General features: G+C 40.7%; 21 protein-coding genes and 1 riboswitch. Of the genes, 15 read left to right on the forward strand and 6 right to left on the reverse strand.

Going from position 1 to position 22171, the window contains the following annotated elements; translation table 11 throughout:
- Positions 1 to 46: 46 nt before the first annotated feature.
- From BTU61_RS03545 to sdaAB, 3 genes are read right to left on the reverse strand one after another with little or no spacing between them, the layout of a single operon-like run.
- Entirely contained in the window at positions 47 to 676 is a 630-nt protein-coding gene (locus BTU61_RS03545; protein ID WP_200772357.1) for an HAD hydrolase-like protein, read from the reverse strand.
- Between the two features lies 1 nt (position 677).
- The gene (sdaAA, locus tag BTU61_RS03550) at positions 678 to 1550 is read right to left on the reverse strand and encodes an L-serine ammonia-lyase, iron-sulfur-dependent, subunit alpha (RefSeq protein WP_200772358.1); all 873 of its coding nucleotides are present in this window, start codon (positions 1548 to 1550) and stop codon (positions 678 to 680) included.
- 9 nt (positions 1551 to 1559) lie between these two features.
- Complete coding sequence (gene sdaAB / locus BTU61_RS03555; RefSeq protein WP_200772359.1) at positions 1560 to 2231, reverse strand: L-serine ammonia-lyase, iron-sulfur-dependent subunit beta; 672 nt, start codon at positions 2229 to 2231, stop codon at positions 1560 to 1562.
- 229 nt (positions 2232 to 2460) lie between these two features.
- On the opposite strand from sdaAB, the gene apf reads away from it, so the two are divergent.
- The 12 genes from apf to rpsD all read left to right on the forward strand — a co-directional run bounded on the left by apf (position 2461) and on the right by rpsD (position 14707).
- Entirely contained in the window at positions 2461 to 3003 is a 543-nt protein-coding gene (gene apf / locus BTU61_RS03560) for an aggregation-promoting factor (protein ID WP_200772360.1), read from the forward strand.
- A 202-nt stretch (positions 3004 to 3205) separates the two neighbouring features.
- Positions 3206 to 4327: a tRNA 2-thiouridine(34) synthase MnmA gene (gene mnmA, locus BTU61_RS03565; RefSeq protein ID WP_200772361.1), complete on the forward strand. Its 1122-nt coding sequence runs from the start codon at positions 3206 to 3208 to the stop codon at positions 4325 to 4327.
- A 140-nt stretch (positions 4328 to 4467) separates the two neighbouring features.
- Complete coding sequence (locus BTU61_RS03570) at positions 4468 to 4923, forward strand: NUDIX hydrolase (protein WP_200772362.1); 456 nt, start codon at positions 4468 to 4470, stop codon at positions 4921 to 4923.
- A 9-nt stretch (positions 4924 to 4932) separates the two neighbouring features.
- Positions 4933 to 6843, forward strand: coding sequence for a tRNA uridine-5-carboxymethylaminomethyl(34) synthesis enzyme MnmG (gene mnmG, locus BTU61_RS03575; RefSeq protein WP_200772363.1), 1911 nt, complete (start codon positions 4933 to 4935; stop codon positions 6841 to 6843).
- Between the two features lie 210 nt (positions 6844 to 7053).
- On the forward strand, positions 7054 to 9030 hold the full coding sequence (locus BTU61_RS03580; protein ID WP_476756095.1) for a GGDEF domain-containing protein: 1977 nt from the start codon (positions 7054 to 7056) through the stop codon (positions 9028 to 9030).
- Positions 9027 to 9479 carry a 50S ribosomal protein L9 gene (rplI, locus tag BTU61_RS03585; RefSeq protein ID WP_187538495.1) on the forward strand — a complete coding sequence of 151 codons (453 nt, stop codon included), beginning with the start codon at positions 9027 to 9029 and terminating at the stop codon, positions 9477 to 9479. The genes BTU61_RS03580 and rplI overlap by 4 nt, the downstream gene beginning before the upstream one ends.
- Positions 9480 to 9503: 24 nt before the next feature.
- Positions 9504 to 10862, forward strand: coding sequence for a replicative DNA helicase (dnaB, locus tag BTU61_RS03590; RefSeq protein WP_200772365.1), 1359 nt, complete (start codon positions 9504 to 9506; stop codon positions 10860 to 10862).
- A 1-nt stretch (position 10863) separates the two neighbouring features.
- Positions 10864 to 11136 (forward strand): Veg family protein, encoded by a 273-nt coding sequence (locus BTU61_RS03595; RefSeq protein WP_003009183.1) that lies wholly within the window; start codon positions 10864 to 10866, stop codon positions 11134 to 11136.
- 43 nt (positions 11137 to 11179) lie between these two features.
- Positions 11180 to 11281, forward strand: a riboswitch (TPP riboswitch).
- A gap of 75 nt (positions 11282 to 11356) precedes the next feature.
- Positions 11357 to 12109 carry an ABC transporter permease gene (locus BTU61_RS03600; RefSeq protein ID WP_200772366.1) on the forward strand — a complete coding sequence of 251 codons (753 nt, stop codon included), beginning with the start codon at positions 11357 to 11359 and terminating at the stop codon, positions 12107 to 12109.
- Positions 12110 to 12171: 62 nt separating this feature from the next.
- Complete coding sequence (locus tag BTU61_RS03605; protein WP_200772367.1) at positions 12172 to 13167, forward strand: ABC transporter substrate-binding protein; 996 nt, start codon at positions 12172 to 12174, stop codon at positions 13165 to 13167.
- A complete protein-coding gene (locus tag BTU61_RS03610; RefSeq protein ID WP_200772368.1) occupies positions 13160 to 13891 on the forward strand; it encodes an ABC transporter ATP-binding protein in 732 nt (243 codons plus the stop codon). The genes BTU61_RS03605 and BTU61_RS03610 overlap by 8 nt, the downstream gene beginning before the upstream one ends.
- A 204-nt stretch (positions 13892 to 14095) precedes the next feature.
- Complete coding sequence (rpsD, locus tag BTU61_RS03615; RefSeq protein ID WP_187538485.1) at positions 14096 to 14707, forward strand: 30S ribosomal protein S4; 612 nt, start codon at positions 14096 to 14098, stop codon at positions 14705 to 14707.
- A gap of 199 nt (positions 14708 to 14906) precedes the next feature.
- Here the strand turns inward: rpsD and BTU61_RS03620 are convergent, their stop codons facing one another.
- Positions 14907 to 15440, reverse strand: coding sequence for a TetR/AcrR family transcriptional regulator (locus tag BTU61_RS03620; RefSeq protein WP_200772369.1), 534 nt, complete (start codon positions 15438 to 15440; stop codon positions 14907 to 14909).
- A gap of 133 nt (positions 15441 to 15573) precedes the next feature.
- On the opposite strand from BTU61_RS03620, the gene BTU61_RS03625 reads away from it, so the two are divergent.
- Positions 15574 to 18369, forward strand: a complete 2796-nt coding sequence (locus tag BTU61_RS03625) for a YhgE/Pip domain-containing protein (RefSeq protein ID WP_200772370.1) — start codon at positions 15574 to 15576, stop codon at positions 18367 to 18369.
- Between the two features lie 114 nt (positions 18370 to 18483).
- On the opposite strand, the gene BTU61_RS03630 is transcribed toward BTU61_RS03625, so the two are convergent.
- On the reverse strand, positions 18484 to 19128 hold the full coding sequence (locus BTU61_RS03630) for a DUF4947 domain-containing protein (RefSeq protein ID WP_200772371.1): 645 nt from the start codon (positions 19126 to 19128) through the stop codon (positions 18484 to 18486).
- Positions 19129 to 19219: 91 nt separating this feature from the next.
- Positions 19220 to 20467 (reverse strand): carbohydrate-binding domain-containing protein, encoded by a 1248-nt coding sequence (locus tag BTU61_RS03635; RefSeq protein WP_200772372.1) that lies wholly within the window; start codon positions 20465 to 20467, stop codon positions 19220 to 19222.
- Positions 20468 to 20680: 213 nt separating this feature from the next.
- On the opposite strand from BTU61_RS03635, the gene BTU61_RS03640 reads away from it, so the two are divergent.
- On the forward strand, positions 20681 to 21460 hold the full coding sequence (locus BTU61_RS03640) for a polyphosphate polymerase domain-containing protein (RefSeq protein WP_200772373.1): 780 nt from the start codon (positions 20681 to 20683) through the stop codon (positions 21458 to 21460).
- Positions 21453 to 22136 carry a DUF4956 domain-containing protein gene (locus tag BTU61_RS03645; protein ID WP_200772374.1) on the forward strand — a complete coding sequence of 228 codons (684 nt, stop codon included), beginning with the start codon at positions 21453 to 21455 and terminating at the stop codon, positions 22134 to 22136. The genes BTU61_RS03640 and BTU61_RS03645 overlap by 8 nt, the downstream gene beginning before the upstream one ends.
- Positions 22137 to 22171: the final 35 nt, after the last annotated feature.

A 22171-nucleotide genomic window follows, 5' to 3' on the forward strand; every position in this document is an offset into this window, starting at 1 on the left:
GACGACGAAATCGAATTCTAAAGAATTACCGATTTCTGTCCCACTCTCATTTTTTTAATGTTGAAAGAATTTCAAGAGGGGTGTGGCAAATATAATCTGGTGAATAAAGAAGCAGGTCATCTAGATCTCCAAATCCCCAGGTAACTGCCATTGTTTTAATGCCAACTGTTTGACCTCCAATGAGGTCAAATTTTGTATCTCCAATGATTAGTGCTTGATCTCTTGGAATGCTATTGCTTGACAAGGCATATTGGATAACATCAGCCTTGTGAACACGGTCGAGGCTTGAACCATAAATCCCATTAAAGTAGGTTGCAATTTCTAAATCTTGACACATTTGTAAAGCTACTGGTTCATATTTTGAAGTTGTGACGTAAAGCTGTAAACCTTCATTTTTCAAAGCTGTCAAAGCTTCAGTAATATGAGAAAATAGGGTTGATTCATACTGCCCTTTTTCATGATAATACTGGCGATAGATAGTGACTGCTTGATCTACCAAATCTTCAGGAAGAGTAGCTTCAAAACTAGAAATCAAAGGTGGCCCCATAAAACTTCGAATGGTTTTGGCATCGGGTTCTGGAACTTTTAATACGTCAAACGTGTGTTGAAAACTGTTTGCTATGCCTTTTGAACTGTCGACTAATGTTCCATCTAAGTCAAATAATAATGCTTGCATCTTATTCTCCAAATATTTCTTTTTGCAATTTACGACCGGTTGGTGTTGCAGCTAAACCACCTTCTGCAGTTTCTCTAAAGGCGGTTGGCAGACTAGACCCAACTTGGTACATAGCATCAATCACTTCATCGACAGGGATTTTTGATTCGATACCTGCCAAGGCCATATCAGCAGCAATAAAGGCATAACTAGCTCCCATTGCATTTCGTTTGACACACGGAACTTCAACCAGTCCTGCTACAGGATCGCAAATGAGTCCGAGCATATTTTTGATCACGAAACAGATCGCTTGACTAGCCTGATATGGAGTTCCTCCAGCAGCAAGTGTCAGGGCGGCTGCACTCATGGCTGAAGCCGATCCAACTTCGGCTTGACAACCACCTTCTGCACCTGAAATAGAAGCATTATTGGCGATGACTAAACCAAAAGCCCCTGCAGCTAATAGAAATTCTAATTGTTGTTGATGGGTTAACCCTAATTTTTGGGTTGCAGCTGTGAGGACAGCAGGCAGACAACCAGCAGATCCTGCAGTGGGTGTCGCACAGACAAGCCCCATCTTGGCATTGTGTTCGTTGACAGCAATAGCGTTCTTAGCAGCCGTTAAGACAGTTACATCCGACAAGGTTTTTCCTGCTTGGATATAGCGATCTAATTTTGCAGCATCTCCTCCGGTTAATCCACTACGTGAATGGTTTTCATCTAAACCCAATCGAACAGAATCAATCATTACTTCGAGATTTCGTGTCATTAATCGTAAGACTTCCTCACGTTCTCGACCGGTTAATTCGTATTCGGTTGCAATCATTAATTCAGCAACGTTTCCTGCATATTGTGAGTTTGCTTGTTCTACGAGGTCTACAATTGAATAAAACATACCGACTCCTTATTTGAAAAAGTTGACATTATGGAGGTGAGGAATTTTACGAATATCTTTAAGAGCTTCCTCGCAACTTCTTGAGTCAACCTCAATAATCATAATTGCTTTTTCCCCTGCTTTTTCCCGTGTTACGTTCATTTGAGCGATATTAATATCGTAACGAGAAAGAGCATCTGTCACATGAGCAATCATACCAGGAACATCTTGGTGAACGATGATAATGGTTGGTGTGTTCATATTTAAAGAAATAGCAAAGCCGTTTAACTCAGTGACCTGAATATTTCCACCACCGATGGAAATTCCTGTTACGGAAATTGTTTTGTGGTCATTTTTGACCGTAATAGTCGTTGTATTTGGGTGCGGAGCATTGCTTTCTTTTTGGATGGACCAAACGATGCGAATGCCACGTTTATGGGCAATTTCAAGGCTATTAGGGATTCTTGGATCATCTGTATCCATGCCCAGTATACCTGCAACCAAAGCTAAATCTGTTCCGTGGCCGCGGTAGGTTTTTGCAAAGGAATTAAATAATTGAAATTCGACTTCTTTTGGTTCCTCTCCGAAAATAGAAGAAACGATTTTACCAATTCTTACAGCACCTGCTGTGTGGCTACTGGATGGTCCAATCATGACAGGGCCGATAATATCAAAAACAGATTGGAATTTTAAAGAGTTCATACCTCTGCTCCTTTACAATCAATTTACTTCATTATATCAAATATGACTTCTGAATGCTTTTATTTTTTCTGAAAACGAGCAGAAATCTTAAAAGAGCCTTAAAGCATTTATATTAGCCTAGAACTTTAGCATTTCTAACATCTAATTGAAATATTTGATACATAATTTCAATAAAGATGAAATATTTCTTGTGTAGTATAGATGTATACCAATAAAGGAGTACATAATAATGAATAAAAAACAAATGATGAAACATGTGATTGGACTAGGTTTACTTGCAGGATTTTTCTTTCCAATTGTCGCTAATGCTGATTCTTATACTGTAAAATCAGGTGATACTTTATCAGCTATTGCAAAAGAAAAAAATACAACGGTTGATGCAATTGCTAAGAAAAATAAGATTAGTAATGTGAATCTTATCACAGTTGGACAAGTTCTTGAGATTGAAGATGTGAATGCAACGAATAAAACTTCAGAGCAAGCTACCACTAGTAAAACTGACACTACACAAGCAACAACTAGTGTGTCTGCTTCAGATGGCTTGAGTGCAGAAGATGCAGCGGCCAAGGTATGGATTGCCCAAAAAGAATCAAGTGGTAGTTATACAGCACAAAACGGTCAATATTATGGTCGTTACCAGTTGTCACTTTCTTATTTAAACGGTGATTTGTCACCAGAAAACCAGGAAAAAGTAGCCAATCAATATGTTGTCAACCGATATGGATCATGGTCGGCAGCTAAAAACTTTTGGTTGGCAAATGGTTGGTATTAAAATTATTTAGAAGAGTTCTTTACGAGGACTCTTTTTGCTTTACAGCACTGTAAACTAATCTACAATAACCAACAGGAAGAATAGCAAGATGCTTGTTTTCTACTATAAAGCGTGTTACAATTGATAATGCTCAAAACGACCTTCAATCGTTGAAGCAAACCACGACCTTCAATCGTGAGAAACGAAAAGATGGGAGAAATCTATGAGTGATAACTCGAAAACACGTGTTGTTGTTGGAATGAGTGGCGGTGTCGACTCATCTGTAACGGCTTTGCTGTTAAAGCAACAAGGCTACGATGTGATTGGCATTTTCATGAAAAATTGGGACGACACAGACGAAAATGGTGTTTGTACAGCTACAGAAGATTACAAAGATGTAGCAGCGGTTGCAGACCAAATTGGCATTCCTTACTATTCTGTCAACTTTGAGAAAGAATATTGGGATCGTGTCTTTGAATACTTCCTTGCAGAATACCGTGCAGGACGGACACCAAATCCGGATGTCATGTGTAATAAGGAAATCAAATTTAAGGCCTTTTTAAATTATGCCATGACCATCGGTGCAGATTATGTAGCAACAGGGCACTATGCGCGTGTGGCGCGTGATGCGGATGGCATTGTCCATATGTTACGAGGCGTTGACAATGGAAAGGATCAAACTTATTTCTTAAGCCAGCTGTCACAAGAGCAACTTCAAAAAACCATGTTCCCGTTGGGACATTTAGAAAAGCCTGAGGTTCGCCGGTTGGCCGAAGAGGCTGGACTAGCAACGGCTAAAAAGAAAGATTCCACTGGAATCTGCTTTATTGGAGAAAAGAATTTCAAAGAATTTCTAGGTAACTACCTTCCTGCCCAACCAGGTCGAATGATGACCGTCGATGGACGAGATATGGGCGAACATGCCGGTTTGATGTATTACACAATCGGTCAACGGGGTGGACTTGGAATTGGTGGCCAACAAGGTGGAGACAATGCCCCGTGGTTTGTAGTTGGTAAAGATCTGAGTCAAAATATTCTGTATGTCGGTCAAGGCTTCTATCATGAGGCCCTTATGTCAACAAGTTTACAAGCTAGTCAAGTTCACTTTACACGAGAGATGCCAGAAGAGTTTACACTAGAATGTACATCCAAGTTCCGTTATCGCCAGCCAGATTCCAAAGTGACGGTTCATGTCAAGGGTGACAAGGCAGAGGTGATTTTTGCAGAACCTCAACGGGCCATTACACCAGGTCAGGCAGTTGTCTTTTACGATGGTGAAGAGTGTCTCGGTGGTGGCTTGATTGACAATGCCTACCGGGATGGTAAAGTTTGTCAGTATATTTAATTGACAAATTTTCTCAATTTGCTACAATGAAATAAGCAATAGAAATGATGGTCAAAGCTCATGGATGTTGCAGGCTTTTTTGTCCTGCACTTCTTGCGAGTTTTGACTGTTTTTGTGTCGTTTTCAGGGAAAGGGAAAAGATGATTCAACAAGACTTTCGTACCAAATTAGAGAATACGGTTTATGGAGTTAGGGCCACTGCTCTGATTGTAGAAGAGGACAAGTTGTTAGTGGTAGAAGACGCGGATGGCTTTTACACGATTGGTGGGGCTATTCAAGTCGGCGAAAGAACGGAAGAGGCTGTAATTCGTGAAGTGAAAGAAGAGCTGGGTGTTAAAGCTCAGGTCGGACAGTTAGCTTTCATTGTAGAAAATCGCTTTGAACAAGCAGGTGTCCACTATCATAATATTGAGTTTCATTATTTGGTTGATTTGTTAGAAAGAGCTCCATTGACGATGCAGGAAGATGCAAAGCAATTACCTTGTCGTTGGATTGCTTTAGATGATTTGCAGACTGTTGACCTGAAACCAGCATTTTTAAAAACCGCCTTACCAGAATGGGACGGACAATTACAACACATTCATCTTGAAAAATAGGAGAGAAACATGACTTATCATTTTATTGAAGAATACGATATCATTGTCATTGGTGCTGGGCATGCGGGAGTTGAGGCTTCACTTGCTGCTAGTCGTATGGGCTGTAAGGTATTACTTGCGACCATTAATATTGAGATGCTGGCCTTTATGCCTTGTAATCCATCCATTGGTGGTTCTGCTAAGGGGATTGTTGTCCGTGAGGTAGACGCTCTTGGCGGAGAAATGGCTAAAAATATCGATAAGACCTATATTCAGATGAAAATGCTTAATACTGGGAAAGGTCCTGCTGTTCGTGCCCTTCGTGCGCAAGCTGACAAGGAGCTTTACTCTAAGGAAATGCGCAAAACGGTTGAAAATCAAGAAAATCTCACTCTCCGTCAAACCATGATTGACGAGATTTTGGTAGAAGATGGCAAGGTTGTCGGTGCTCGAACAGCGACTCATCAAGAATACGGTGCAAAGGCTGTTATCGTAACTACAGGGACTGCTCTTCGTGGGGAAATCATTATCGGAGACCTCAAGTATTCGTCAGGTCCAAATCACAGTCTAGCATCTGTTAATTTAGCTGATAATCTGAAAGAATTAGGCTTAGAAATTGGGCGTTTCAAAACGGGGACACCCCCTCGTGTCAAGGCTTCTTCTATCAACTATGACGAAACGGAAATTCAACCAGGAGATGAGACACCAAATCACTTCTCCTACACATCACGTGATGAAGATTATCTAAAAGATCAAGTGCCGTGTTGGTTGACCTATACGAATGGTCATAGCCATGAAATTATTCAAAATAATCTTTACCGTGCGCCGATGTTTACAGGGGTTGTAAAGGGAGTAGGTCCTCGCTATTGCCCATCTATTGAAGACAAGATTGTGCGTTTTGCGGACAAAGAACGTCACCAACTCTTCCTTGAGCCGGAAGGTCGAGATACTGAAGAAGTTTACGTTCAAGGCTTGTCAACGAGTCTTCCTGAAGATGTACAACGTGACTTGGTGCATTCCATCAAAGGCTTGGAAAATGCTGAGATGATGCGTACTGGTTATGCTATCGAGTACGACATGGTCTTGCCTCATCAGTTACGCGCAACACTTGAAACCAAGAAAATCTCAGGACTTTTCACAGCTGGTCAGACAAACGGGACATCAGGTTACGAGGAAGCTGCTGGTCAGGGAATTATTGCTGGAATCAATGCGGCTTTGAAAATTCAAGGGAAACCTGAGTTGATTTTGAAGCGAAGTGACGGTTATATTGGGGTTATGATTGATGACTTGGTAACCAAGGGAACTGTTGAACCCTATCGTCTCTTGACCAGTCGTGCTGAATACCGTCTCATTCTCCGTCATGACAATGCAGATATGCGCTTGACAGAGATGGGACGTGAGATTGGCCTTGTGGATGATGAACGCTGGACTCGCTTTGAAATCAAGAAAAATCAATTTGAAAATGAAATGAAGCGCTTGGACAGCATTAAGTTAAAACCTGTAAAGGAAACGAATGATAAAGTTGCTGCAATGGGCTTCAAACCATTGACAGATGCGGTGACAGCCAAGGAATTCCTTCGCCGTCCGGAAGTTTCTTACCAAGATGTGGTGGCCTTCATCGGACCAGCTGCTGAGGATTTGGATGACAAGATTATCGAATTGATTGAAACAGAAATCAAGTACGAAGGTTATATCTCAAAAGCCATGGATCAGGTTGCCAAGATGAAACGTATGGAAGAAAAACGCATTCCAGCCAACATCGATTGGGATGATATTGACTCGATTGCGACTGAAGCGCGCCAGAAGTTTAAGCTCATCAATCCAGAAACAATTGGTCAGGCAAGTCGGATCTCAGGTGTCAATCCAGCAGATATCTCCATTCTTATGGTGTATCTAGAAGGTAAAAATCGAAGTATTTCTAAAAACAAGGAAAATCAGTAAGTGGGAGCGGGACGGAACAATTGTAGAGGAACAGTTGCTCTGTTCCGCTTTTAATGATCGTGTTTGTTATTTTATTGACATTGTTGTCAACGAAGTATACAGCTGTGTGAAGGAGTACCTCATTATTTTTGCTGGCTTATCTTGTTAGAAATAGAGAGAAACCTCGCATTTTAGGGCTATTTGTGGTATAATTTCGAGAAGAGGTTTATGATGAAAAAAATTCGCTTATCCTTCATCCATTATGTCTTAATTGGCTGTATCTCGTTTGCAATTTTAGCAATCTTTTTAAGAATTTTCGGTAAAGGGTATGTTACTCTAGCCGCTATTTTTCTGGTCATAACCGGCTTAATTGCTCTCTTTGAATACCAGTTACAGATTTCAGAGTTGGATGAATTAGAACAAATACAATACGTGAACCATCAGGCAGAAAGTGGACTAGCTTCTCTCCTTGACAAAATGCCAGTTGGAGTCATCAAGATGAATGCTGAATCAAATGAAGTGGAGTGGTTTAACCCTTATGCTGAATTGATTTTTTCAACAGATGATGGCGATTTTGACGTTGATTTATTAAAAAAACTCCTCAATAGCTTGTTTGAGGATAAAGGACATTATGTTACTGTTGCGGATAAAAAATATTCTGTTTATTTTGACCAAACAGCAAGTGTTGTTTATTTTTTTGATGTTTCCAGTGAATATGAGGCAACTGTGGGTCTGGTGACAACGCGTCCTGTAATCGGTATTATCTCTGTTGATAATTACGATGATTTGGAAGATGTTATTTCAGACTCTGATATTAGCCATATTAATACTTTTATCGCTAATTTCGTTGAGGAGTTTACAGCTCAATATCATATGTTTTATAGACGTGTAGGAATGGATCGTTTCTATTTGTTTACAGATTACACGGTTTTAGAGCAATTGATGGAGTCTAAATTCTCTGTTATTGATCAGTTTCGTGAAGATGCTCAGAAAAGAGAACTCCCCATTACTTTGAGTATGGGATTCTCTTATGGAGATGGTGGACATGATCAAATAGGGAAAATCGCCCTTCTAAATTTGAACTTGGCTGAAGTTCGAGGTGGGGACCAGGCTGTTGTCAAGGAAAATGATGAACAAAAAAACCCAATTTTCTTCGGGGGTGGAACTGCTTCAGCTGTGAAACGGACCCGAACTCGGACACGCGCCATGATGACAGCTATTTCGGATAAGATTAAATCAGTTGATCAAGTCTTTATAGTTGGACATAAAAATCTCGATATGGATGCCTTGGGTGCATCTGTGGGGATGCAATTTTTCTCAAGTAATATTTTGAAGCCTTCCTATGTGGTCTATGATCCAAGTGCTATGGCTAGTGATATTTCAAGGGCCATTACGAAATTAGAAGATGAGCAGGTCACGAAGCTTCTTACCGTAGAAGATGCCATGCGTATGGTAACGGATCGGTCTTTACTGATTATGGTGGATCATTCGAAAACGGCGTTGACCTTATCAAAGGATTTTTATAAAGAGTTTCAACAGATTATTGTAATTGACCATCATCGTCGAGATGATGATTTCCCAGAAAATGTCTTGATCACCTATATTGAGAGTGGTGCAAGTAGTGCAAGTGAATTGGTGAGTGAGCTTATTCAGTTCCAGAAATCTAAGAAAAATCGGTTAACCAAGATTCAAGCTAGTGTCTTGATGGCTGGAATTATGCTAGATACAAAGAACTTCTCTGCTCGTGTAACAAGTCGGACCTTTGATGTCGCTAGTTATCTTCGCTCAAGAGGTAGTGATAGTGTAACCATTCAAGAAATCTCTGCGATTCAGTTTGATGAATACCGTGAGGTCAATGAGCTGATTCTGACTGGTGAGAAGGTCTTTCCACATATCATTGTGGCCTGCGCCCACTCGACCAAGCCCTATGATTCGGTAACGATTAGTAAGGCGGCAGATAGCATGCTGGCTATGTCAGAGATAGAAGCCTCATTTGTGATTGCTCATAATCAAAATGGAACGATCTCCATTTCAGCTCGAAGTCGGAGCAAGATCAATGTCCAACGAATTATGGAACAACTAGGCGGAGGAGGGCATTTCAACTCTGCCGCTTCTCAAATTGAAGGACAAGACTTGGCTTGTGTCCGTCAGCAGCTGATTGAAATCATTGGAAATGAAGTTACGATTGAAAAGGAGAATGTAGAATGAAAGTAATTTTTTTAGCGGATGTCAAAGGTAAAGGTAAAAAAGGTGAAATCAAAGAAGTGCCTACCGGGTATGCTCAAAATTTTTTGATCAAGAAGAACCTAGCAAAAGAAGCCAACGCCCAAGCAATTGGGGAACTTCGTGGAAAGCAAAAGTCCGAAGAAAAAGCGCATGCTGAATTAGTAGCAGAGGCGCAAAGTATTAAGGCAAAATTAGAGAACGAAGCAACTGTTGTTCAGTTTACGGAAAAGATTGGACCAGATGGCCGTACTTTCGGCTCTATTACCAATAAAAAAATTGCAGAAGAACTTGAGAAACAATTTGGCATTAAAATTGATAAACGTCATATCCAAGTTGCTTCTCCAATCCGATCAACTGGTTTAATTGATGTTCCTGTAAAAATCTACCAAGATATTACAGCTATCATAAATATTCGTGTTAACGAAGGGTAAATACGATCGTTAGAAAGGGTTTTTATGGCTGAGATAGAGGAATTAAGAACACAACCTCAGGATATTCAGGCTGAACAATCTGTGTTGGGTGCTATCTTTATTGATGAGGGAAAATTGATCTTTGTTCGTGAATATATCGAGCCTGGGGATTTCTTTAAGTATTCGCACCGTTTGATTTTTAAAGCCATGATTGACCTGGCTGACCGTGGAGATGCGATTGATGCAACGACTGTCCGAAATATTTTAGATAGCCAAGGAGATCTGCAAAATATAGGTGGGCTCTCCTATTTGGTAGAAGTGATTAATTCGGTACCAACGTCGGCTAATGCAGAGTATTATGCAAAAATTGTAGCTGAAAAAGCCGTCCTGCGTCGTTTAATCTCCCGCTTGACAGAGAGTATCAATCAAGCGTATGATGGGGCAAATCCTTCAGATGAGATCATTGCAGGTGCTGAAAAATCCTTGCTGGATGTCAGCGAAAATGCCAATCGCAGTGGGTTTAGAAATATTCGAGATGTCTTGAACACCAACTTTGGAAGCTTGGAAGCACGTTCTCTTCAAACGACTGATATCACTGGGATTGCGACAGGTTATCGTGATTTGGATCATATGACAACGGGTCTCCATGAAGAGGAATTAATCATTGTGGCGGCTCGGCCAGCAGTCGGGAAAACGGCCTTCGCCTTGAATATTGCTCAGAATATCGGAACTAAATTGGACAAAACAGTCGCTATATTTTCACTCGAAATGGGTGCTGAAAGTTTGGTTGACCGGATGTTAGCGGCAGAAGGTTTGATTGAGTCCCATTCGATTCGGACAGGTCAATTGACAGATGAAGAATGGCGAAAATATGCGATCGCACAGGGGAATTTGGCCAATGCGAGTATTTACATCGATGATACCCCAGGAATTCGGATCACTGAGATTCGTTCGAGAGCAAGAAAATTATCACAGGAAACAGGGAATCTCGGTCTTATTCTGATTGACTACCTGCAGCTGATTACAGGGACTGGAAGAGAAAATCGTCAACAAGAAGTTTCCGAGATTTCTCGTCAATTAAAGATTTTGGCTAAGGAATTGAAGGTTCCTGTTATTGCATTGAGCCAGCTTTCTCGTGGTGTGGAGCAACGTCAAGACAAGCGACCTGTTCTTTCAGACATTCGTGAATCAGGATCAATCGAGCAGGATGCAGATATTGTAGCCTTCTTGTATCGTGACGATTATTATGATCGTTCTGGAGACGAGAAAGAAGAAGGGATGCCCAACAACACGGTAGAGGTTATTATCGAGAAGAACCGTTCAGGTGCGCGTGGGACAGTAGAATTAATTTTCCAAAAGGAATACAATAAATTCTCAAGCATTTCAAAGAGAGAGGAGCAATAAGATGAGTGATGCATTTACAGATGTTGCAAAAATGAAAAAAATTAAAGAAGAAATTAAGGCCCATGAAGGACAAGTGGTTGAAATGACGCTTGAAAATGGACGGAAACGTCAAAAAAATAAATTTGGACGCTTGATTGAGGTCTATCCGTCCTTGTTTATCATTGAGTATACAAATGACAATAGCCTACCAGGTGAACCGGCAAATACTTATGTGGAGTCATACACCTATTCAGATATTTTAACAGAAAAGAATTTGATTCGTTATTTGGATTAATGCAACAAAGTTCTTGCATTTTAGATTAAAATCGGTTATTATAATAAATATATATGGGAGTCTGTGTACAGTCTGAGAGGAAGTGTAAGCTTCGACCGCACCTGATCTGGGTAATGCCAGCGTAGGGAATACAGGAAATGTATGTTTCTTTATGTGTGACTTTGTGCAATCCGTCTCCTAGTTTGGAGGCGTTTTTTATTTGAAAAGAAAGGAGGGTTATATGTCCTTTGCAAAAAGATATTCAAAGCAGTTGATTGGCGCATCTGGCTTTGTTGGCTTAATTGTTTTTTGGCAAGTCGCCGGTTTTTTAAGTATCTTGCCAAAATTCGTATTGCCAACCCCGCTTGAAATTGTGGCAGCCTTTGTTCGAGATCGTGCTTTGCTACTTCATCATAGCCTATCTACCCTTCAAGTTGCCTTGATCGGTCTTGTATTGGGGATTGTGTTGGCTGCTATCTTGGCAATTCTGATGGATAGTTTTGGATGGTTGAATGATCTGTTGTATCCTTTTATGGTGGTCATTCAGACCATACCGACGATTGCCCTAGCTCCAATTCTGGTTCTTTGGTTCGGTTACGGAGTATTTCCAAAACTTGTCTTGATCATTATTACGGTGGTGTTTCCCATTGTTGTGAGTCTTCTAGACGGATTTCGACATTGTGATCAAGATATTTTGCGCCTATTTCAGATTATGCAAGCCAATCGATTCCAAACCTTATTTCACTACAAGATTCCCGCAACACTCCCATACTTTTTTGCAGGTTTACGGGTGAGTGTTTCCTATGCTTTTATCAGTACAGTTGTGTCAGAATGGCTAGGGGGATTTGATGGATTAGGAGTCTATATGATTCAGTCGAAGAAGTTGTTTCAGTACGATACAATGTTTGCGATTATAGTGTTAATTTCTGCGATTAGCTTATTGGGTATGTTCCTTGTTGATCGACTAGAAAGGAGAATTCTAAAATGGAAATAGAATTGACAAAGCTGTAAATGTTGTAAAAATAGATTGACAATAATGTAAACGAGGTGTTCTCTATGAAAAAGTATATAAGTATTGTATTCACACTTTTATTTAGTGTATTTGTTTTATCTGCTTGTCAAAAATCTGTCAAAGATTCGTCAAGTGGGTTGAAAAAGATTGATTTTATCCTTGACTGGACTCCCAATACCAACCATACAGGGCTTTATGTTGCAAAAGAAAAAGGTTACTTTAAAGAAGCGGGCTTGGATGTTGACTTAAAACTTCCACCTGAAGACAGTAGTTCAGATCTCATTATTAATGGGAAAGCGCCGTTTGGTATTTATTTCCAAGATTCTATGGCTAAGAAGTTAGATAAAGGAGCTGGGATTACAGCTGTTGCGGCTATCGTTGAGCATAATACATCAGGAATTATTTCACGAAAAGATGCAGCTATTAATAGTCCAAAAGATTTAGCTGGAAAGCGTTATGGGACTTGGAATGATCCTATTGAATTGGGAATGATCAAATCCTTGATGAAAAAGGAAGGAGCTTCGTTTGATCAAGTCAAGTTAGTACCAAATAGTGACTCCAATTCGATCACTCCAATCGAAAACAATGCCTTTGACGCTGCTTGGATTTATCATGGTTGGGATGGAATTTTGGCAGAACAAAAAGGAATGAAGACCAATTTCTTCTATATGAAAGATTTTGTTCCAGAGTTCGACTATTATTCGCCGGTTATTATTGCCAATAATGATTATTTGAAAGAGCATAAAGCAGAAGCCAAGAAGTTTATTCAAGCTGTCAAGAAGGGATACCAATATGCGATGGAACATCCTGAAGAAGCAGCAGACATTCTGATTAAACAGGCTCCAGCTTTAGCCAACCAACGCGACTTTGTCTTGGCTTCTCAAAAATATCTCTCAAGTCAATATGCTTCTGATAAGGATAAGTGGGGACAATTTGATGCCAAGAGATGGAATGCTTTCTATGCTTGGGCTAAAGAGCAAGGCTTGGTCTCAAATGATTTAAGAGACAAAGGTTTCACAAATGAATTGGTAGGTGACTGATATTTTAACAGTAAAAGATGTAAGTTTCTCTTACGGTGATAAAGCGGTTTTAAATAGGGTTTCCTTGGAAGTGCCAAAAGGGGAAATTGTTTCTATTCTAGGTCCTAGCGGGGTTGGAAAATCAACTTTGTTTAATTTAATTGCAGGTATTCTGCCCTTGCAAGAGGGGAAAATCGAAGTGGATCATAGCCCGATCACTTTTGGAAAAGTCAGCTATATGCTCCAAAAAGATCTCTTACTGGAGCACAAAACAGTTTTAGGGAATATCCTTCTCCCTCTTCAATTGAAAAAAATTCCTAAGGAAGAAGCAACACAAACTGCGATGAAGTTGTTGGAAGAGTTTAAGTTGTCAAGTGTTGCTGACCACTATCCAAATGCTCTTAGTGGCGGTATGCGCCAACGAATCGCTCTTTTGAGAACCTATCTTTTAGGGCATTCTGTTTTCCTGCTGGATGAAGCGTTTAGTGCCTTAGATGAGTTAACAAGGCAGGATCTCTATGAATGGTACCTAGAAAGTAAGGAGCGTCTGGGCCTCACAACACTTGTGATTACCCACAGCATTGAAGAAGCTCTGACCTTGAGCGATCGGATCTATATTTTAAACAATTGTCCCGGAGAAATTGTCGCCAATATCCCTTTGGAGTGGGATGGTGAAACGGATAAAGATTGGCAGAAAATGCAGTATAAAAAGAAAATTTTGGAATTATTGGCTGATTTTCATTGAAATCCTTTTGAAGTGCTTTACAAAGTGGCTATTCCGTGGTAGAATAAAGATTGTGTGAAATGACAGCAGGACAAAATGAAGCTCGTCAACAGAAAGTCAGCTAGAAAAGTAACCTTTGCTGTTTGGGAGAAGGCTTTCTGAACGAATCAGGTTTGTCTAAAACGTTATTTCCTACAAAAATTATTTTTTAGGAGGACATATTTTATGTCACGTTATACAGGACCATCTTGGAAACAATCTCGCCGTCTTGGCTTGTCACTTACAGGTACAGGTAAAGAATTGGCACGTCGTAACTACGTACCAGGTCAACATGGACCAAACAACCGTACAAAATTGTCAGAATACGGTTTGCAATTAGCTGAAAAACAAAAACTTCGTTTCTCATACGGACTTGGTGAAAAACAATTCCGTAACTTGTTCGTACAAGCTACTAAGATCAAAGAAGGAACTCTTGGTTTCAACTTCATGCTTCTTTTGGAACGTCGTTTGGATAACGTTGTTTACCGTCTTGGTTTAGCGACTACTCGCCGTCAAGCACGTCAATTCGTTAACCATGGTCACATCCTTGTTGACGGAAAACGTGTTGATATCCCTTCATACCGTGTAACTCCAGGTCAAGTGATCTCAGTTCGCGAAAAATCAGCTAAAGTTCCAGCTATCCTTGAAGCTGTTGAAGCTACAGTTGGACGCCCAGCATTCGTATCATTCGATGCTGATAAACTTGAAGGTTCATTGACTCGCCTTCCAGAACGCGATGAAATCAACCCAGAAATCAACGAAGCACTTGTCGTTGAATTCTACAACAAAATGCTTTAATTTTAAGATATATCTTACGAAAAGCCTACAACAGTGGGCTTTTTGTTTTGTCTTAAACGGTTGATTATTGGGTTTGCTCCCCTATTTACTCAGTTACAAATTCTCTAAAGCTGTTTCATAAAATGAGACGGTTTTTGTTTTCTTGATACCGAAATATTCCAATAAAAAACTCCCAACCTATTTAGATAAGGAGGAAATGTTACTGTAACATTTTCATTAAAAAGTCTGCCATCTGTTGGGGGCTTTCTTTCTGTCCGCGAGAAACCCACATTTGACAGACGCCAAAAAAGGCATTGGTCAAATAGACTGAGCTATAATCTCTTTCAATATCTGTCAATGATTTGTGACTGTATCGTTCTTGGAGACTATCAACGAGTAAGATCTGCAATTTATGGCGTAGGAAGGCCTGAATTTCCTTGCTACCATTTTCTGTCAGTAAGACAGCAAAGAGAGGCTCCTTGGTTAGAAATTCGAATACTTCTGTAATGGCTTGGCGTTTGTCTTCTTGGTGCTTATCAAAGATGTATTCGAGTTTATGAAAGAGCGCCTGTTGGTAGCGTTCAATCATGTCGTATTTGTCTCGATAGTGGGTATAAAAACTTGAACGGCTGATACCGGACTCTTTTGCCAACTCAACGGTTGTGATTTGGTCGAATGGTTCTTTTTCGAGTAGGTGTACCATGGCTTCTTCAATGATACGTTTGGTTTTTAAGCGTTTATTACTTTCAGTCATCTGTTATTCCTTTTTGTACAAAATTAAACACAGTGTCTAAAAACGAGAGTTTCTACTTGTGAAAATTTCTAGAAACTGTATAATCTATTATATCAGAAATTTAGACAATGTGTATAAAAAGGAGACAAAAAATATGATGAAAGAATGGAAGGCGATTCTTAAAAAGCCGACATTTATTATTGTCATGATTGGGGTTGCGATGATTCCAGCTCTTTATAATATCATCTTTCTCTCGTCTATGTGGGATCCGTATGGTCAAGTGTCAGATCTACCTGTAGCGGTCGTCAATAAAGATCAAACCGCTACCTATAATGGACAAAAGATGGAAATTGGGAAAGACATGGTGTCCAATTTAAAGGATAATGACGCCCTTGATTTTCACTTTGTAGATGAAAAAGATGCGAAAGATGGTCTGAAAAATGGCGATTATTATATGATTGTGACGCTTCCGGAAGATCTTTCAAAAAAAGCTAGTTCGATTTTAACCAACCATCCGGAACAGATGACGATTGACTACGAAACTTCCAGTGGGCATAGCTTTATTGCAGGAAAAATGAGCGAAACTGCAATGACAAAAATAAAGCAGTCAGTAGCTGAAAAAGTAACCAATACCTATACAACTGCCTTGTTTTCCAAAATGGGTTCACTGAAAACCGGTATGGGGACTGCGGCAGATGGTAGTGCTAAATTAGCAGATGGTGCAACAAAGTTGGAAAACGGTGGGAAAACATTGACCACTAATTTGAATACCTTAGCTAGTTCCAGTTTAACATTTTCAGATGGTGCAACAAGTCTTCGTACAGGTCTAGTAGCCTATACAGATGGTGTGGGGCAATTGGGAAATGGTCTCAATCAAATGGCTGGTCAAATGCCAACGTTGGTATCTGGTGTTCAGCAATTAAACAATGGGTTTGGAAGTTTTAATACAGGTTTAATGGCTTATGCTACAGGGGTAGCTCAATTGGGAAGTGGCGTTAACCAAATGGCCAGTCAAACACCTCAGCTGGCTTCGGGAGTCGGTCAATTAACAACCGGTATGGGAACGCTTAATGATGGTCTTGGGAATTATACCAATGGCGTTCGTCAATTGAACTTAGGACTATCAAACTTTTCAAATGGTTTAGTGACCTATACGAATGGGGTTGCTTCCTTGTCTGAAGGGGCAGGCCAATTGAGTAGTCAATCTGCAAGTCTTCGAAACGGTGTCTCTCAATTAGAATCGGGTATTCAAACCTTGTCCAGTCAACTACAAACCTCGACAAGTCAATCTGCTCAGCTCGATCAATTGACAGCAGGTTTGAACCAATTAAATGCAGCAATTCAAAATGCTTCAGTAGACACTAGTCAGCTATCATCTGGCTTGACGAATATTGCAAATACGGCTCAATCCATAATTGCTTCAGTACAAGCAGATCGTGCCAACACGCTTGCAAGTGTTCAAGGAACAGCAGCCTACCAAGCAATGACAGCTGAGCAACAAGCGGAAATCAGTGCGGCGATCTCATCGAGCCCAAGCTCGAGTGAAACAGCAGCTCAAGGCATCTTGACAACGATCCAAACGATCCAAAGTAGTTTGAATACAGGAAATAGCTTGACACAGCTGCAAACTGCAGCCAATCAAGTGTTGCCGACAGCTTCTTCTACCTTGACAGACTTGTCAAGTGGTTTGTCTAAGATCCAATCCGCAGTTAGTGGACAATTGTTGCCAGCTAGTCAAACCATCGGTCAAGGGATCAATGCTTATACAGCTGGTGTCGATAAAATTGCAAGTGGGGCAAGCCAACTTCAGACCCATAGTAATACCTTGACGTCAGGTGTCAATCAGTTGGCAACAGGAGTTGGACAATTAGATGGTAAATCCTCTGAACTCCTTGCAGGAAGTAACAAATTAGCTTCTGGCTTGGGTGAGCTAAATAGGAAGATGCCTGCTTTGACATCTGGTATGAACCAGCTGGTGTCAGGTACAACCCAATTAACAGACAAGTCTGGTGAATTGGTTGCTGGAGCTGGCAAATTAGCAGATGGTGTTGGGCAATTGAATAGTAAGACCCCTGAATTGGCCGGTGGGGTCAACAAACTTGTCACAGGTGTCAATCAGTTGACAGACAAATCCGGTCAATTGGTTACTGGTGCTGGCAAATTGGCAGACGGTGCAAATCAGATTTCTGATGGGTCTAGTAAATTGGCTGCTGGTGGCCAAACTTTGACAAACGGTTTGGGTGAATTAGCAACAGGAAGTCAAAACTTGAGTCAAGGTTTACAGGGAGCCAAAGGACAATTGAGCGCTGCCACAACTGAAAAAGAAAATGCTAACACCTTGGCAAATCCTATCACGACATCGAAAACAGACCATGACAATGTCCCTGTAAATGGGGTCGGGATGGCTCCGTATATGATCTCGGTAGCTCTCTTTGTTTGTGCCTTGTCAACCAACATGATTTTTGCAAAATTGCCATCCGGTCGACACCCTGAAAGTCGCTGGGCTTGGTTTAAATCACGGTTTGAGATTAATGGAACGATTGCTATAATCGCTGGACTGCTGGTCTATGGAGCAGTTCACATGATTGGTCTTTCCGCAAACCATGAAGGTGCTACACTATTCCTTTGTGTGATTGGTAGTCTTTCATTTATGTCTATCGTGACAGCCTTAACCACATGGCAAAGTAAAGTCGGTGCTTTCCTTTCCTTGATTCTCTTGCTCTTGCAATTGGCTTCGAGTGCAGGAACCTATCCTTTGGCCTTGACAAATGGATTTTTCCAAGCGATCAATCCTTTCTTGCCAATGAGCTATACCGTTTCTGGCCTTCGTCAAACGATCTCCATGACGGGAGAAATTGGGAATCAAGTTGCTTTCCTTCTGATGACTATCGCTCTTTTTGTAGGTCTCGGAATGTGGTTCTATAATCCTAAAAAATATGAAGAGGACTAATCCTTAAGTGCTCCTAACTCATCTGTAGTTGGGGGCTCTTTTTGTTTCACGTGAAACAAAAAGAGTGGAAGCAAGTGAATGATACAGGCCATTTACTTGTTTCCACTTTTTTAATTACTTAAAGAAAACGACGTCAGGATTTGGTGTGATGTAGAGGAGTTTGTCCTTTTCAAAAACGAGTTGGATAGACTTGTTTTGATAGGTGTAGATGGTGTAGTTAGCTCCCATTTGAGAAGCCTGTTTGAGATCAGCTGCCCCCGTCAAAAAGGCTTGGGCCTGTTCCTTTGTGAGTTTGCTCTCTTGCTTAAGTTTTTTAATATTTTCTAATTCTGTATTTACAAAAGATTTGGACATATAGCTAGGGTCGGTTCGTTGTTCCTCAGGCTCTCCAAGTATTGTTCGTACAAGAGTCGTTGTATACCCTTCATAATCCGGTGTTTGTACGATAATTTCGTCCTTATTTTTAGAGTAGACTACTTTTAAATTACCAGTCGCATAAATCTTATCTTTGGGGGCTTCTTGGGCATTTTTAGGGAGCCCATCAGTTGTGAGGGATTTAGAGGAAGGCTCTGTACTTGGTGATGCCGAGCTAGGGATGCTTTTAGAACTGGTCGTGCTACTTCTTTTTGAATTTTTCTTTTTTGTCGTAGAAGAAGTCGGTTCATTTTTGAGATGAGTCTTGAAATCAGGAATGCAGGCAGACAAGGTAATGAGGCACCCTGTCAGTGTTAAGAGAAGGGGAAGGGTTCGTTTGTTCATGATATTCCTTTCGATAGCTTAACTGATTTCCCATTCTATCATAAAAAAGGCGACAAAAAAGCAGGAAGAGGATTCCCACTTTTGTGATTGATTATTGATGCCCGCCTCCAGGTCCACCACCTTGAGGTCCGCCACCTCCGGGAGCGCCACCGCCTCCAGGCATGGAGTTGACAATTTCCGTTTGTTTTTCACCGTTGATATAGATGTCTCCACCGGTGTAGGTAGCAGTACCATCAAAGTCGAATCCAGATTGACCTGTTAATTTAATGGTTCCTCCGGTAACAGTGATATTACCGTTTGAGTCGATTGGATCGGTATCCCCTTGGCCGACTTCAACGTTGAGGGTTCCACCGTTCATGGTGAAGAAAATTTCATCTTGGTTGGCATTGGCATTAGCCGCATTGACCCCGTCATCGGTTGCATAGATGGTGATATCTCCACCGTTAATGGTGATCGATTTTCCTTCGAGACCTTCGACAGACTCGGTTACCTTATAGGTTCCGCTATCGATGATCAGATCACCAGAAGCATGGATGCCATCGTCTCCTGCTGTGATGGTCATTTTGTTATCTGAAAGGTACATGGTTCCGACCGAAGTATCCTCATCATTATCCACCTTGACTGCATCTTCATCTGCGTCAATGGTCATGGTCGTGCCAGTGATATTGAGTTCGTCATTGACATTGAAGGCATCTCCTACAGCCGTGATTTTATAGGTTCCACCCGTAATGTGAAGAGTGTCATTAGCTTTGATACCGTTGTTCTTCTTGGCATCGATGTTGAGCGTACCTGAACCATTGATGGTAAGGTCGCCTTTAGAGAAGATGACCGCATCGGCATCTTCATCACTGTTTGAACTTGAATCAGACAAGGTATTGGTCGTGCCATTTGCTAGAGTCAGGTAGACATGCCCCGCTTTCGTAGCAGAAATTGGTGCGTTGGTATTGGACATAGTAACACCTTTTAAGACGATATGAACATCATCTGAGTCACCTGCTTCGACTTTGATTTGAACCCCATCGGATTCACCAGAGATGACATAAGTTCCGGCCTTCGAGATGGTCACAGTTGATCCAGAAACAGCTACTCCATCCCCTGAAACAGTTGCAGACGAACCAGATAGTTTGACAGTAGATGCTTTACTTTCATCATATGAGGTGTCTGAATCTTTTTCGGTAAAATAGTCAGATTGCTTGGTTTTAGTCGTTTTCTTTAAGACACTAGAAGCAGTTGTTGTTGCGCTTGTTGTAGCTGATTGAGATGATGCTTGGCTACACGCTGTTAGTAGGGCGAGGGTTGCGGCCCCCGTTAATAAAAATTTCCATTTGTTTGATTTCATGAGCTTTTCCTCTCGTTCAATTGATATGCTCCTAGTCTAAAGTTGCTAGCTGAAAGTTTCCTAAAGTTTTTCTGAAAGGAATCTTAACTTTAGTTTTCTTTAAGTTTGGCTTAATGACCAGTTAAGAAAGTCCCATTAAACTAGAAAACACGTAAGTCGTATCCATACTTACTGAAGATTAGAAGCAATATCCCCCCTTAAAGGAGTAGAAACATGAAAAAAACAATTGAAACAAGTTTCAAGCGAATCGAAACAAAATATATCGTCGCAAAAGATGATGTAAAGGACTTGATCAAAGACTTAAAAGAATATGTTGTAGAAGATGATTATCCAACTTCAACTATTTCAAACATTTATTTTGATACGGAAAATTTTGAGGTCATTCAAGATGCTCTTGCCAAACAACACCGCCGTGAAAAAATTCGGATGCGGACTTATATAGAAAAACCTCAAGCAGACAGTCCGGTATTTCTAGAGGTGAAGTCAAAAGATGAAGAAGGAATTGGCCATAAATTCCGTCTAGTCGCTACTTCACAAGCCATTATCAACTTGATGACAGATGGGAAAGTAGATCATCAGATACAAGATCCAGACTTAGTGCAAGAGATTCAGAGATTGCGTAAACGCTATGGTCATCGATTGGAACCACGGATGTTCATTTACTACGATCGCTTGTCTCTCAAAGAAAAGAAATCCATTCAGGGTTACCCTTATCAGAAAATTCGCGTGACAATCGATCAAAACTTAGTCTTTCGTGATCAAGCTGTTAGTCTTTTTCGTGGAAAGAAAGGAGAATCTTTGTTAGAGGATGACTTCGTGATCATGGAAATTAAGGCTCCCGGACAAGAACCTCAATGGTTAAAGGATATTTTAGAGAAGTATGGTTTGGTCAAGCAGAAATTTTCAAAATATAGCTGCGCTTATCATAAATCACAAGGCTTAGATTATGCCCCAAGACCAGTGGAAGAAACGGTAGGTGCTGCCTATGTCTAATCTATTTGATTCTATTTTTAATAATGCTACAGCAACGGTGGATCCCTTGCGCTTACTGTTGGCCCTTTTAGTCAGCCTCTTTTTAGGGATGGCCCTATCTTGGACCTATAAATACCGGACACTTTACACTCGAGAGTTTGTCATTAGTTTGACCTTGCTTCCTTGTATGATGACCTTAGTGATCTTTTTGGTCAATGGAAGTTTGGGAACCTCGATTGCAGTGGCAGGGACCTTTAGTTTGATTCGTTTCCGGTCAGCTACGAGTGGTTCGAGAGAGTTGATTGCAATTTTTCTAGCCATGATTATAGGACTAGCAGCAGGATCGGGCTATCTTTTATTGGCCATTTTATCAACCCTCTCTTTACTAGGGGTTTGGCTTGTATTGGAGAACAAACAGAGTAAGGCAGATCATCAACGGCGCCGTCATTTGACCATTACAGTCTCAAAACAAGATGCTGTTGCAGAACAAATCGCTCAGTTGTTGGAACAAAGTTGTTCAGAAATTGACTTTATTTCTGTCACAACGGCCCAAGCTGGAGAACAATTGACCTTGAACTATGAGGTGAATATGAAATCGAACATCGATGATTTTGCTCTTGCCAATCTATTGATTAGCAAGATTGAAAATTGTGATGTTGCTCTGACAAAGAAAGCCAAAAAAAGAAAGAATCTATAACGGCTATCCTACTTTAGGATAGTTTTTTAGGATTT

Source organism: Streptococcus lactarius, assembly GCF_016642265.1.
Taxonomy (GTDB): domain Bacteria; phylum Bacillota; class Bacilli; order Lactobacillales; family Streptococcaceae; genus Streptococcus; species Streptococcus lactarius.